The 12,821-nt window shown below is 59.1% G+C and carries 12 protein-coding genes; 5 read left to right on the top strand and 7 right to left on the bottom strand.

Going from position 1 to position 12,821, the window contains the following annotated elements; genetic code table 11:
• Positions 1–28: 28 nt before the first annotated feature.
• The 4 genes from AC0KVN_RS26845 to AC0KVN_RS26830 all read right to left on the bottom strand — a co-directional run bounded on the left by AC0KVN_RS26845 (position 29) and on the right by AC0KVN_RS26830 (position 4,445).
• Complete coding sequence (locus AC0KVN_RS26845; RefSeq protein ID WP_483656700.1) at positions 29–319, bottom strand: hypothetical protein; 291 nt, start codon at positions 317–319, stop codon at positions 29–31.
• Between the two features lie 135 nt (positions 320–454).
• Positions 455–1,903: a peptidoglycan-binding protein gene (locus AC0KVN_RS26840; RefSeq protein WP_483656699.1), complete on the bottom strand. Its 1,449-nt coding sequence runs from the start codon at positions 1,901–1,903 to the stop codon at positions 455–457.
• A complete protein-coding gene (locus tag AC0KVN_RS26835; protein ID WP_483656698.1) occupies positions 1,900–2,703 on the bottom strand; it encodes a hypothetical protein in 804 nt (267 codons plus the stop codon). The genes AC0KVN_RS26840 and AC0KVN_RS26835 overlap by 4 nt, the downstream gene beginning before the upstream one ends.
• A complete protein-coding gene (locus AC0KVN_RS26830) occupies positions 2,700–4,445 on the bottom strand; it encodes a hypothetical protein (RefSeq protein ID WP_483656697.1) in 1,746 nt (581 codons plus the stop codon). Before AC0KVN_RS26830 ends, AC0KVN_RS26835 begins: the two co-directional genes overlap by 4 nt.
• A 548-nt stretch (positions 4,446–4,993) precedes the next feature.
• On the opposite strand from AC0KVN_RS26830, the gene AC0KVN_RS26825 reads away from it, so the two are divergent.
• Positions 4,994–5,626 (top strand): ArdC-like ssDNA-binding domain-containing protein, encoded by a 633-nt coding sequence (locus tag AC0KVN_RS26825; protein WP_483656696.1) that lies wholly within the window; start codon positions 4,994–4,996, stop codon positions 5,624–5,626.
• On the opposite strand, the gene AC0KVN_RS26820 is transcribed toward AC0KVN_RS26825, so the two are convergent.
• The 3 genes from AC0KVN_RS26820 to AC0KVN_RS26810 are packed head-to-tail and all read right to left on the bottom strand — an operon-like array spanning position 5,607 to position 7,234.
• Positions 5,607–6,386 (bottom strand): sulfite exporter TauE/SafE family protein, encoded by a 780-nt coding sequence (locus AC0KVN_RS26820; protein ID WP_483656695.1) that lies wholly within the window; start codon positions 6,384–6,386, stop codon positions 5,607–5,609. The two genes, AC0KVN_RS26825 and AC0KVN_RS26820, sit on opposite strands and share 20 nt — an antisense overlap.
• Before the next feature lie 7 nt (positions 6,387–6,393).
• A complete protein-coding gene (locus AC0KVN_RS26815; RefSeq protein WP_483656694.1) occupies positions 6,394–6,912 on the bottom strand; it encodes a rhodanese family protein in 519 nt (172 codons plus the stop codon).
• A 4-nt stretch (positions 6,913–6,916) separates the two neighbouring features.
• Positions 6,917–7,234: an ArsR/SmtB family transcription factor gene (locus AC0KVN_RS26810; RefSeq protein ID WP_054436089.1), complete on the bottom strand. Its 318-nt coding sequence runs from the start codon at positions 7,232–7,234 to the stop codon at positions 6,917–6,919.
• A 68-nt stretch (positions 7,235–7,302) separates the two neighbouring features.
• Here AC0KVN_RS26810 and AC0KVN_RS26805 point away from each other — a divergent pair, with 68 nt between their 5' ends.
• The 4 genes from AC0KVN_RS26805 to AC0KVN_RS26790 all read left to right on the top strand — a co-directional run bounded on the left by AC0KVN_RS26805 (position 7,303) and on the right by AC0KVN_RS26790 (position 12,818).
• Positions 7,303–8,172, top strand: coding sequence for an MBL fold metallo-hydrolase (locus AC0KVN_RS26805; RefSeq protein WP_313737008.1), 870 nt, complete (start codon positions 7,303–7,305; stop codon positions 8,170–8,172).
• 420 nt (positions 8,173–8,592) lie between these two features.
• The gene (locus tag AC0KVN_RS26800; RefSeq protein WP_483656693.1) at positions 8,593–10,287 is read left to right on the top strand and encodes an RNA-directed DNA polymerase; all 1,695 of its coding nucleotides are present in this window, start codon (positions 8,593–8,595) and stop codon (positions 10,285–10,287) included.
• Complete coding sequence (locus AC0KVN_RS26795; protein ID WP_483656692.1) at positions 10,280–11,830, top strand: DNA polymerase; 1,551 nt, start codon at positions 10,280–10,282, stop codon at positions 11,828–11,830. The genes AC0KVN_RS26800 and AC0KVN_RS26795 overlap by 8 nt, the downstream gene beginning before the upstream one ends.
• A 100-nt stretch (positions 11,831–11,930) precedes the next feature.
• Positions 11,931–12,818, top strand: a complete 888-nt coding sequence (locus AC0KVN_RS26790) for a 3'-5' exonuclease (protein WP_483656691.1) — start codon at positions 11,931–11,933, stop codon at positions 12,816–12,818.
• The last annotated feature ends 3 nt before the right edge of the window (positions 12,819–12,821 follow it).

Below are 12,821 nucleotides of genomic sequence, written 5' to 3'. Positions count from 1 at the left end.
AAAACCAAAGAGTCCTACCTCGGCTTCGTCAATCTCGTCTCAGCCCTGCAATGGATACCCTTTGTCCACGAAACCTAACCTTCACACCGAATGCCTCAACGTGCGTAACTTCGATCGCGGAAATTAAACGCCGAATACCACCCGTTAATGCATAGTAGACGAGGAAATAGGCGACGACGACCCAGACCAGTGCTACCGCGGTAACCCGAATGGCACTAACAGCCCCCGTAAAACTGAACGGAGCTGATTTAGCCAACCCATGATCTGAGGCCGGTTCTGCTGAAGCGTGAGGTGGTCCGTTTTTCTCTGCTTCGGTCATCAATCGATCCATATCGAAATATCTTTGGCAAACGTCTGCAATGCTGTTCTGTCACGTAAAAGATAAGGCAAAAATACAAAAATCTTGCCATTTCTGTTCAGCATAACCCGAAATGTGAATATTGATTGGGCCTGCTTAAGGTGCTCGCAGGAAATACTCTGTTGGTGTCTTGCCACGCCCTGTCGCGAACCGGTGATGCGGCGCATCTTCAGTGCGCTGATTATCAGCGATCAGCATTTCGTCATCGTCAATGCGAGCAACAACCAGATAGACGTGATCCGAACCAGGTATGCTCAAATCATTGTCAAAGCAGACGCCTACATCACCTGGCATTTGCTGCCGCACTGGAACGCGCAGCCAACCACGCGCTTCGATGCGTGCGGCCAGTTTGCCGGCGCCGGCTGTCATCGGAACGTCGATCCCGGCACTTTGAAGGAGGGCACTGAGATGGACAGCACAGCCGTTCTTGGGATATATGGAGAGGACGCGAGCCCCTTCTTGCCGAGCCGCTTTCAGTCCATCGGCCGTCGATCCATGCTCGATCAATTGAGGAACGCGCGCGGCGTCCGCCGAGGTGCCGCCGGACAAGATGGTAGCGGCCGCCGAAACGACCGGGGATGCTGCTGGCGAGGCCGGTGCTGACGCGATCGGCGTTTCAAGCAGAGTTTGCGCGAAGCTGGGCAGACCTTCCGGTAAGACAACGACATTTGAGCTAACCGCCTCGATCGCCGCATTGAAATAACGCACGAAACGATCAACATGTTTGCCGCTGCCGATCGGATATTGCTTAAGGCGCCAACGGTTCTCGGCGCCCGCATTGAAAATGACGCTGCCAGCATTGTAGGCCGCTGCGACTAGTGGAGGATCATATCCGGTCCGGCGCGACTGCCGCGACATAAAGATCATGCCCGCGCGAATGGACGTTTCCGCATCGGCTAGATCGGCAAGTTTCAGCAGCGGTTGGTCAAGAGCTTCTCTGGCGGTTGAGAGCAGCGTTTGCATCAAGCCATGCGATACCCGATGAGGTGTCTTCTCCGGGTTTCTTCTATCGCAGCCCGGTTCGAAGCGAGGTTTTGTCAGATTGCCCGATGATTCGGTGCAGATGGTGGCAATGACAAGTTCCAGCGGAACGGGCGCTATGCGGGCGATGGCGCCTATCGCGACGGTATAGTCCCTTAGCAGGCGCTCTACCAAGGTGTGATCCGCTGAAGAGAACGGTGCAAACACTCCGTCCACCTCTATTCCACGCGCGGCTAGCTTCCAGTTCGATCCGCCTGGAAAGCGGTGATGCAACTTAGTGAGTTCGTCTAAATTTACGCCCGACAGTCTCGCCCCACTGCTGGGCGGTGGGACCGTCACCGTTTCGCCGTTAAGGGCTGACCATGTCATTGGCCCCATTACGCCATCAGATTTCAGATTGGCACGTGCCTGGAACGCCTTGATCGCTTCTGCGGTTTCCGTGCCATAAATGCCGTCTGCTCGCACGCGCGCACCCTTTGCGGCAAGTAGAGTCTGTGCCTTCCACACTTCGTCGCTGCGCATCATCGGGCTTGTGAGCCAGTAATTTTGCTTGATCTGTGTCATGCGCAGAATTCCGTTGTAAGACGCGTAAGAAGGTTCCGGCGGGTCGTGAGCGGTGCGTCAAGCGAGGGCGATTTTACCGTTTTCGGCAGAACCTGCAGCCCACCCTGAGCAGCAGAGCATGCACGTGATTTTTCGACATTCCGTTGTTCGTCAGGGCCGGATTGCGCAGCAAGTGCAGCCTTGGTGGCGTTACGCGCGGCGGTCCCTGCAAGGAAATAGGAGGCATAGTATGAACCTTCGGATGGCGATCCATCGGGCAAAGGTCCGTTGGGCAACGGCGTCATCTGCATCGCAACGGCGCCGATCTCCGCATCATCGATTACGGCTTCTCGCGTATCCCGTCTTGCGCGGCGTAGTTCGATTGTGCGAGCGCGAAGTATCAGGATTTTGAGCGCATTTTCGCCATTCTGCCCGAGGGGCGTGGAGGGAAGGAAGGCAACTGCGCTCTCACTCGCCGCCAGCGCACAATCCAGTGCTCGGCTTGGAGCCTCACGCTCGTCCGCAGATATGACGACCCTGCCTGCGATCGCGCTTGTGTAATCCTGCTGTGCCTTGAGGCAGCCACTGGCTTTGTAGGCCCATAGCTGAGCGCAGGACATGTCGCGTTGGCGGTCGGTGGCTGGTCTGGTCGGGCAATCGACCTGAACGCTGATCAACTTGTTATAATCCACCGATTGCGGGTTCAGTTTCTTTGCAGCTTCGAGTTGTTGGATGGCCAGCTTTGAGGGAAGCTGCGCGGTAGTCAGAAAGCAGCCGCTTAGCAGGCTGAGCAGGAGCGGGGAGATGGGGCGCATGCTCATGGCTGCGCGTCCTCGGGCTCGCTTTGGAGTAAATCCTTGGCGACCGACATCGCACTTGAAAGCAGCGGCGCCAGATCGATCCCGAGCGCGTTTTTCGCCAAAGCCTCTACCACTGAGATAAGCTGATCCAATGCACCGGCTGCCGCCGGTTCCTGCCGCACCGTTCCTACCGCCCGGACGAGGTCGGTGCTGCTAATCGTAGGCATGGCTGATGCCGCATCGCCTGGGAGTTGTGGTGGCAGAGCGTTGGCGGCAACGAGCGAGACGAGGGTCGTGCGATATTCGTTGATAGCGTCAGTCAGCACTCTAGCATCACGACCGAACGCTTGAAACAGCAACGTATTGGCGCTCGCGGACTCTGTTGCCAATTCGTCGGATGTCTTGGGCGTTTGGCCGGGCCCGACGATTGAAATCCGATAAAGTTCTCGAATCATATCCGGCGACTGACTTATGAGCGTGACCAGCGGACTAAGTGAAGCAGCGGCCTCGGGCAGTGTGGGGTCGTCCGGACTAAGTGATAGCGCATCGATGTCGAACGGCTGGGCCAACACGGCTTTCTTCCATGCCTCGAACTGGCGCTGGTCTGCAAAGAGCTTGATGCCGCTGAATAACAGGCCGCCGACCAAACCGATCGGACCACCCAAGCCCGTTAGAACCTGCCCGACCACGCCGCTGTCCGCGGCCGCTTTGGTGACCGTGGCCAGAGCGCCGGTGATGGTGGAGACTATAGGATTATCGGCAGTAATTTCCCTCAGCAACGCGTCAGCCTGAGCCGCCACTGTCGCCACTGTCGCGGGATCGGCAGTGCCGCTTAACAATGGCTTCACCGATGCCAACATTGTGTCAATGCGTTGAACGACTTCAGTGGCACCACCAACTGGTCCTGTGCCGACCGGAATGGCTGCCACTACGCTTGTGAGTTGTCGGATATGTTCAAGGTCGGTGCTGAGTGTTTGGAGCGACAGGCGGCCTTGTTGATCCACCGGATTGGCGTTCTCGTTGGAATTCATCCCAGTCAGCACACGGTTGAGTTGCGCACTGAGCGTATCATTCTGGAGTTGATTGGACTGAGCCGCGGCTTTGATTGCGTCTTTGCTCGCTTCTTGCAATGCAGTGTTCGCCTGACTGGCCGCCTGGTTGGCTGCTGCTGCATTGTCGCGCGTCGCTGCTTCGTTGCGCGTCGCGAAGTAGAAGCTGATGATCGCGCCTATGAACCCAGAGATCGCCGCTGCGCTCTCCACCTCAAGCGTCTTCTGAAACGCGAGGACGAGAAATCCGACGATAACGATGAAAAGGGAGATGATTGCGCGGACACTGCCGTCTGGCAGTCCCAGCGGTAGGCGGGTCAATGGCATGTCTCGGGTGGTAGGATCCTCATTGGGGCCGAGCGGGCGATCCGGCTGAACTTTGGTTGCCAGAGCGCGCGAAAGACGGTGAAAGAGCAAAGCCGAAACGAGCATGAAAATGATGATCGCGCCGAATATCGCGCTTAGTACCCAGTTTGTCCGGGCACGATCTGCAACGGCATCGTCCATCTTCTTTTGAACATCCGTTTGGACTTGCAATCGCTCGTTTAAGCGCGCAACTTCGGCATTCAGCGAAGCGGTTTTGGCCTCCTGCTCCTTAATGAAAATTTCTGTTTTTGCGCGCGCCTCCTGCTCGTTCCATTTGGCAGGGGTGATCGCTGTGCTGACCGAAGCCGGACGGCTTATTTGGCGCGTTGACGTGTTGCGCTGCGTCATGCGTCGCGCAGCAGGGCGAGGATTGATCCGCGAGGGCGTTGCCACAGAGGAGCCGGTGCTTAGGGAACCTGTGCTCCCCGGCGGTGGCGGCGGTGGTGGGTCTTGCCGCGGGGCCACTTCGAGAAACGCTTCCTGGGCATCTGCAGGCGTGGGACCAACAACGGAAATGGAGAGAATGGCCGCGATGGCTACAGAGCGACAGGCGCGTGTAGTGATGCAGCCGCCTAACGTTCGCCCGAAGGCGACAAATTTTCTCCGACAGAAAATCATCGAAATGCACCCGCTACAATCGCTAAAGTCGCGAACTGAGGTTGTGCGCGCGGTGCCGGCGACGATTATGATAGATCGTGCACCTATGCGTCTTGTAATGGTAAATTTAAACGCGCACTTCTGTCAATGTCTCATGCGAAATGTCGCCATGGACTTGGGATTCGTATTTATTGTATTTTTTTAAACAAAAATATTGCGAAATAAATTCTCATTATTCAAGCGTTTAGCTTGGTTGGAATTGGAGAACCCGACCGCTATTCGCTTTGATCGCATGGTCAATGTCGTTCCAGAACGGCTCTCCGCCGGTCAAGCGGTGCTTGCTTCAAATATCGACAAGGCCTGAATTGATCAGAAAGTCCGATTGCTGGCTACTATCGGCTCCGCTGAAAGGGGGGGGGCGAGTCGGTGCGGTGCGAAAGAAGGAACAAGGAACATGGCTTCGCCAGAGCATCGATGGCGACGTCACATCCCGGATTATCGCGCACTTGAGGCCAAGCATCGTCCCCTGGGTAACGCCATGGGACGGCAGCGCCTGCCCCTGCACCATGCCGCAGAATGCTGCCACCGGACAGCGCTATTCCGGGATCAATATCCTGATCCTACGAGGAACCGTGATCCAGCGCGGCTTTATCAAAAGAAGCGTAGGTTCTGCCGCCGACCCTTTGTCGCCATTCAGGCACCAATTTCGCATCCCCAGGTCCGGACTGTCCGGTAACCGGCAGGTCGCGACCAGTTCAGGTCGTTCCCGAAGCAAACTCCGAAGGTCGGGTCTGGACGAAAGCGGCCAGTCGCCAGTCTCGAGCATACAATCCGCCACTGCCCGCTTTATCGTACTGAAGCCAGTCGCACGTTACGCCGTTCTGCGGTCCCATTTCGGGAGAGGGGTGCGGCCTAGATTGATGACGCAGTGATGTAGGCCCCAATCGCGATAACCACGGAGGCAAATCCATGTTCGAGCAGCCCCTTGCGGGTACCAAGGGCCTTGCCCAGCGCGATGCCGCCGATCGTCCCAGCGATGCCACCTATGACGAGCATTGCGGTCACGCCCCAATCAACTAGCCCTGACAGGACGTAGGAGGTGGCAGTGGTCAGCCCGAGTGCGCTGACGACAACGAGCGACGTGCCAATCGCGAAGGGCAGCGGCATCGCGGTCGCCAAGATCGGTCCCGGCACGACCAGGAACCCGCCCCCGATCCCGAAGAAGCCGGCGGCAAGCCCCACGCCCAGTCCGATCGGCACCAGACGCGGCAGCAGAGTCGCCGCGCTGTCGCGGGTCAGCCGCACGTCCGGCGCTTGCGCCGTGCGGCGCTTGCGCAACATCGACAGACCGACACCGATCATCAGCAGCCCGAAAAGAGCTAGAAGCCGCTTGCCGTCGAACGCCTTACCCAGCTCCGCCCCCAGCGCCGCACCGATCATGCCCGACAACGCGAAAACGCTGGCACACTGCCACTTCACGCGGCCCGCCCGTGCATGGCCGATCAGACTGGCGAGCGCGTTGACCGTAACAGCGACAGCGGCCGTCCCGATCGCGGCGTGCGGCGATCCGACGCCGACGACATAAATCAGGAGCGGAACTGCGAGGATCGACCCGCCCCCGCCCACAAGGCCGAGAATTAACCCAATCACGCCGCCTGATACGAGCGCGGCAAGGATGGTGGCAGCGTCCATGATCGTCTCAGGTAGCCGTGCGCCGGTTCCAAGGCATGACGCACAGTAGATTGGCCATGCCGCACCATCCCGTCATACCAGCGAACATCAGCCCAGCGCCGACGAATGCCGACAGGCTGAAGAAGCCAGGAGCGACGAACGTGCCGAGCAGAACGCCGATCAGCACCAGCCCACCGGCGGTAATCTGCACCTGCCGCATAATCTCTAACGGCTGCGACCGATCGGCGACGGTGGGCTGTCCTGCCTGCCGCCACGCATCAATGCCACCCCCGAGGATATAGGCCGGCGCACCACCCGCTGCCGCGCCGAGCTGCTCCGCATTGGCGGCGGTGCGCATCCCCGACTTGCAGTGAAAGACGACCGGACGATCGTCACGCGGGAGCTCGCCTATCCGGTCGAGCGGCACGTTAATCGCACCGGGAATGCGCTCGCGCGCATGTTCGTCGGCACCGCGAATGTCGATCAGACGCGCACCGGCATCGATCGCTGCGCGGGTATCGGCGGGGGAAAGGGTCGCGAGCGTCATCGCATCAATCCTTGCAATAGAGCTGGTAAAGGGTGCCAAGCAGCGTTTCGACGCGGGCGTCCGCAATGGCATACCAAAGCGTCTGGCTCTCGCGTCGGTAGGCGACGAGGCCTTCGTCGCGCATCTTGGCGAGGTGCTGCGAGCAGGCCGACTGCGACAGGCCCACATCGCGGGCCAGATCACCGACTGTCAATTCGCCATGCTCGACCAGCTTGCACAGCAGCATCAACCGGCGCGCATTGCCGATCGCCTTGAGCGTGTCGGCAACCTGTCCGGCCTTCACTTCGAATGTCGCCAGGTCCATCGGCGGTTTGAACATCATCGGCACTCCATTAGATATTGCTTATGTAGCATTCTCTAATATATTAGCAAGCACTAACGGAGGAAACCATGACTCAACCTTTCATCAAGGCGTTCTTCGACGAACCGACGAACACGGTCAGCTACCTCGTCTGCGATCCCGCGACGCGCACAGCGGCGGTGATCGACCCGGTACTCGACTTCGACATGGCGAGCGGCGTCGCTGATACGCGCTCGGCCGAGCGCATCGTCGCCTTCGCCCGCGAACAGGATTGGCGGATCGCGATGGTGCTGGAAACTCACGCCCATGCCGATCACCTTTCGGCCGCCCCCTTCATCAAGGCCCATACTGGCGCCTGGATCGGGATAGGCGCGCATATCTGCGACGTGCAGAAGATCTTCCGCCCGGTGTTCGCGATGAATGACCTGAAGACAGATGGATCGGACTTCGATCGCCTGTTCGAGGATGGCGCCCACTTTGCGATCGGCGCACTGACGGTCGAGGTACTGCACGTCCCAGGCCATACGCCTGCGGACGTCGCTTATCTGATCGGCGATGCGGCTTTTGTTGGCGATACGCTGTTCATGCCCGACTATGGCACTGCTCGCGCCGACTTCCCCGGCGGGGACGCACGCACGCTCTATCGTTCGATCCGTCGCTTGCTGACACTGCCCGACGCGACGCGACTGTTCCTATGCCACGACTACAAGGCACCGGGCCGCGAAGATTATCGCTGGGAGACGACAGTGGGCGAGCAGCGACGGTCGAGCATCCACGTCCATGACGGCGTGAGCGAGGATGATTTCGTCGCCATGCGCGAGCAGCGTGACGCTGGGCTATCCGTGCCCAAGCTCCTGCTGCCCTCGATCCAGGTCAACATTCGCGCGGGTCATTTTGACGAGGCGGAAGCGAACGGCGTCACCTACCTTCGCATCCCGGTGAAGTGGAAAGCGGAGTGAGGGTTGGGACGTCATGCCCGTTTCTTCCCGCACGCCGTCTTTCGGAACGTCGGGTGTTAGGCTGCAAGCTGCCCTTTGGCCCAAATCGGGGAATGGCGGCAATGTCCCTGCCCAAGGTGTTCGACGCTTAGGCAACTCGCGACCCTTTGTCACCATTCAGCGACGATTTTTCGGTCCTTAGGTGCGGACAGGCAGCTCTCCGGAAGCCTCCGACCAAGATATGTCGTTCGCTGGTCGAGCGCTAAACGGCAACTTCCTCTAGAACCTGCCATTCGCTTTACGAGAACTTGTCTGGCATTAACTCGCTGTAAAAGTGTTCGTGCGGAAGGCGAGCTCGCGCCTCTGGCGGATTGAGGATCCGCAGCTATTATGGAGCGATCAAATACAACCTATCCATGGGCTATCGGGGGCGGTTCGGGAGTGTCGACTGATAACAAGGAGGAGAAGGACTACTTTCTGACCTCCGCATTCTGGCAGAACGGGCAGGCACTTGGCTTTCCGATCCAGTTCGATCTGGTCCTCAAGCATCTCCGGCAGGACATGCGCGACGACTGGTATTTCGATTGCCTTCAATACAACGATCTATTCAACGATCCCGAGGGGGCGAAGCGGATCATCGTCGCAATGCTCCAAGAGTGGAACGGCGTATACGCGGGAACCCGCAGCGTCGTTCGTGACATCCCCAAGAAGGGCTTCGGCGAACGCTATGGACTGGAAACCGATTTCTTCGACCGGTTTGTCTATCAGTCGATCTGTAGCTTCCTGATACCATACTATGACAAGCTGCTCGGCCATCGGGTGCTCAGCTACCGATACGAGTCCAATCCCCAGAACAGGAAGTATCTTTTCAAAAACAAGATCAATCGCTGGTTCACGTTTGAAGGCGTCACGCTGACCTTCGTCCGCTCCGGCAAGTTCCTGCTGGTCACCGATCTCAGCAACTTCTTCGAGAATATAGCGCGCGAGCAGATCGTCGCCGGCCTCGAGAAAGTGATTCCGGAAATCGAGGCGACCGGACCAGAGAAGCTGCAGATCAGGAATGCGATCGCCACCCTTGACAGGCTTCTCGAACGGTGGACGTTCAGCGGAACCCATGGCCTGCCACAGAACCGGGACGCTTCATCGTTCCTCTCCAACATGCTCCTGTCCCGCGTCGATAGAGCGATGGCGGCAAAGGGGTATGACTATTACCGCTACGTCGACGACATCCGGGTCATTGCCGATAGCGAGGTCCACGCCCGACGCGCCCTGCAGGACCTCATCCGCCTACTCCGGACGGTGGGTCTGAACATCAACGCGAACAAGACAGCGATCCTGTCCCCCGAGACGTCGCAGGAGGATCTGGCCGAATTCTTCCCATCGCAAGACAGCACAACGACCGCGATCAACCAGATGTGGCAGTCGCGAAGCCGGCGGATCGTCACGCGGTCCGTAACCTACATCTTCGAGATCCTTACAAAGTGCATCGAAGCTGGAGAGACGCAGTCACGCTCTTTCAGGTTCGCGGTCAACCGTGTCGCCCAGATTGTGGAATCCGGCCTGTTCGACGTGAGTGACGCCCTTTCTACCTCGCTCCTCGATACACTCTCGGCGTCACTCTCGGACCATGCCGTAACGACGGATCAATACTGCCGGCTGATATCAATCCTGGATCGCGACGGGAGGTGCCTGCCAGCATTGGAGGCATTTCTGCTGGCCGAAGAGGGTGCCATCCACGATTGGCAGAACTACAATATCTGGCTGCTTCTCGGCATGCGCAAGCACCGATCCGATGGCCTCGTCGCTCTTGCCGACCGCAAACTCCAGGAGGACATGAAGTCAGGGGAGGCGGCAGCCATCCTCATCTGGCTGCGATGTGTCGGCGAGAAGGGCCTGATCGAGAGAAGCATAGGCGGCTTCGAAGGCCTTCCGTACCAGAACGCCCGGTATCTGCTCATTTCGTCTGCAGGGTTGGACGACAACAAGCTGCGTCCGCTCTATGGAAAGGTGCCGACTGGACTGAAAGCGACTAGGATCCGGGCGGGCCGTTACGACAACGAGGAGGGCTTGCCCTTCGCTGTCCGCGAACGGCCGGACATCCTGAACCTTGTGGACGAGATCAGCGAATATGATTGATTTCGTTTCCAAGCTGCTCATCTTCATCAAAGACTGCACCGGCAGAGGTGCTGACTGCTTCTATTGGTTCGTCCATGATCGGCTTGTGGAGACGAACCCTGCCGAGATCGTCGCCTATCCCGGTCCGGTGGTCTGCCACGACTTCTGGATGATCCGCGACCTGCTTTACGACATGGCTGGCGACCTTCCAGCAATCGTTCTGGACATTGACGAATTGCGGATCTCGATCGGGGGCAATCCCGACGACCGGCTCAATCGCGAAAAGCTCGACATAAGCGTCCATCTCGGCCCTTGCGGAGCATCTGAGGAAGTCTGCTCAGCATACAAAAGAATGTTCAATCGGGGTATCCCGTTCGACGCCGAAATCGCCACGATGGCGGCGGCAGCAATCGCCAGGCTCTACCTAACACTCTGCGCCCAGGCCGCCGCGAAGGGCGAAATGGAGCGCTTTTTCAGCGTTGAAATGCCCGTCTACCGTCTGCTCCAGAAGGCAATGTCTGCGGGAATAGCGATCCAAGCGGCGGATCTATCGGCCAAGCGCCGCGAGGCTGAGCACGACTACTTTTACTGCCTGAAGAACTATTCAGCCAAGCACGACATGCCGCTCGAGACCCCGTCACAGACGTCAATCGAGCGGAAACTTACCGCCTTGGGGTTCGAGTTCGAAGGCGTTTCCACGAGATACGTCCTGGAGTTTGTGCCCCACCACGACGATTTCGGAGGCGATACCCTCGCCCTTGAGGAGTTCGACGCGGCCAAGCGCGTACTCTCCTCCCTGACCTTGGCTGGCGGGCGCACGCGCCCCATCGTAGACGTCTTCGGGTCGCGCACGTCGCGCATACTACTGGGCAACCCGCCGCTCCAGAGCATGTCCAAGAAGTATCGGTCTATCGTCTGCGCTCGCACAGGCGCGGAGCTGAGCTACGTCGATTTCGATCAGTTCGAAGTCGGAATCATGGCTGCCCTCTCGGGCGATCAACAACTCGCTGCGCTCTACGCGGCGGGGGACATGTACGAGCTGTTCGCGGAGAGCCATCTCGGGCTCGCAGGCAATCGGAAGGCCGCCAAGCAGCTCTTCCTGTCATACGCCTACGGGATGAGCCGCAAAGCCCTGGTGGACGCCGCTGTCGAGCTGGGAGCCGAGCGCGGCAAGGCGAAAGAGGCCTTTCGGGTCTTCGCCCGGTACGAGGAGTGGAAAAAGGAGCTTTGCGCGGAATTCCAGCACGCAGGAAGGATCGCTACCGAAATGGGAAATCACTACGCGCGGAGCAACTCGGGGGCGCTCACGGGCAAGGAGCGGCGATCCGCGGTCAGTCAGGTCGTGCAGGGCACGGGATCTCTAATCTTCAAAAAGGCGCTCCTAGAAGTGGAGAGCGTGGAAGACGTCACCATTCTGCTTCCGATGCACGACGCGCTGCTGTTCGAGCATTGTCTTCCCGATACACCATCGAAGGTGATCGCCGCATTCGAGCGCGTGATGACGGAAACCCTGGGAGGCCGGATTACCGGAAAGGCGTCGGTCGGGGACTTCGCGCCGGCCTGAGCACATTCTTCGATCAACGCCGATGCACGCCGGCCATTTCGGAATATCGCGTCCTGGCCTTGAGACTCTACAACTATCCACGCTGGATAAGGGAGCTAACATGATGACCGATCCGACGATGGAGGCGCTCGCCGCCCAGCTCGAGGCGAGCGATGACTACCGGGTGCTTCGCAGGCTTAGGGCGCCCACCGGCGGCTTCGTGCCAATGCCGCACATGAAGCGGGCTGTATTCCTCGACGTCGAGACCACGGGACTGGATCCGAACGTGGACGAGATCATAGAACTTGCGATGGTACCCTTCTGGTATGAGGACTCGGGCCGCATAGCCGGGGTCGAGATCGGAGGATCCGCCCTCCGCGAGCCGCAGAAGCCAATCCCAGCCGATGTGACGCGGCTGACTGGCATCACGTCCGATATGGTGGCGGGCAAGACGATCGACTTCGCGGCCGCCGCCCAGTTCGCCGGGCATGGCCTCATCGTCGCGCATAACGCAGGGTTCGATCGGCGCTTCGTCGAGCGGTTCTGTCCGCAGTTGGCGAACAACCGGTGGGCCTGCTCATTCTCCGAAATCCCTTGGGCGGCCCATGGTTTTGAGAGCGCTAAGCTCAGCCTGATCGGACAGGCCCACGGCTTTTACTACGATGGTCACCGCGCCGTGAACGACTGCTACGCAGGCATCGAGATATTGAGCCGCGGCGTTCCGGTGGGAGGGGCGGAAAGCGCGATGAAGGTGCTTCTATCATCGACCAACTCGCGCAGCTGGCGGTGTTGGGCCGACGGCGCGCCATTCGAGAAGAAGGACCTGCTCAAGAGCCGCGGCTATCGGTGGGCCGACGGTAGCGACGGTAGGCCCAAGGCTTGGTGGATAGATCTCGACGAAGCGGGCTTCCAATCGGAGATGGCCTATCTGCGAAGTAAGCGTGGCCTGAGTACCGCTATGCGGCTTGAGCGAAGTCCTGGTGGGTTGGCTGCCAGTTCCACGGCATGAGCT

It is taken from the genome of Sphingobium sp. SG1, assembly GCF_057063145.1.
This window is presented reverse-complemented; position numbering and strand designations above follow the sequence as displayed.

What these genes read in the sequence shown, in the direction of transcription:
- AC0KVN_RS26845 (WP_483656700.1), bottom strand. Translation starts at nt 319, where the DNA reads ATGACCGAAGCAGAGAAAAACGGACCACCTCACGCTTCAGCAGAACCG.
- AC0KVN_RS26840 (WP_483656699.1), bottom strand. Translation starts at nt 1,903, where the DNA reads ATGACACAGATCAAGCAAAATTACTGGCTCACAAGCCCGATGATGCGC.
- AC0KVN_RS26835 (WP_483656698.1), bottom strand. Translation starts at nt 2,703, where the DNA reads ATGAGCATGCGCCCCATCTCCCCGCTCCTGCTCAGCCTGCTAAGCGGC.
- AC0KVN_RS26830 (WP_483656697.1), bottom strand. Translation starts at nt 4,445, where the DNA reads ATGACGCAGCGCAACACGTCAACGCGCCAAATAAGCCGTCCGGCTTCG.
- AC0KVN_RS26825 (WP_483656696.1), top strand. Translation starts at nt 4,994, where the DNA reads ATGTCGTTCCAGAACGGCTCTCCGCCGGTCAAGCGGTGCTTGCTTCAA.
- AC0KVN_RS26820 (WP_483656695.1), bottom strand. Translation starts at nt 6,386, where the DNA reads ATGGACGCTGCCACCATCCTTGCCGCGCTCGTATCAGGCGGCGTGATT.
- AC0KVN_RS26815 (WP_483656694.1), bottom strand. Translation starts at nt 6,912, where the DNA reads ATGACGCTCGCGACCCTTTCCCCCGCCGATACCCGCGCAGCGATCGAT.
- AC0KVN_RS26810 (WP_054436089.1), bottom strand. Translation starts at nt 7,234, where the DNA reads ATGATGTTCAAACCGCCGATGGACCTGGCGACATTCGAAGTGAAGGCC.
- AC0KVN_RS26805 (WP_313737008.1), top strand. Translation starts at nt 7,303, where the DNA reads ATGACTCAACCTTTCATCAAGGCGTTCTTCGACGAACCGACGAACACG.
- AC0KVN_RS26795 (WP_483656692.1), top strand. Translation starts at nt 10,280, where the DNA reads ATGATTGATTTCGTTTCCAAGCTGCTCATCTTCATCAAAGACTGCACC.
- AC0KVN_RS26790 (WP_483656691.1), top strand. Translation starts at nt 11,931, where the DNA reads ATGATGACCGATCCGACGATGGAGGCGCTCGCCGCCCAGCTCGAGGCG.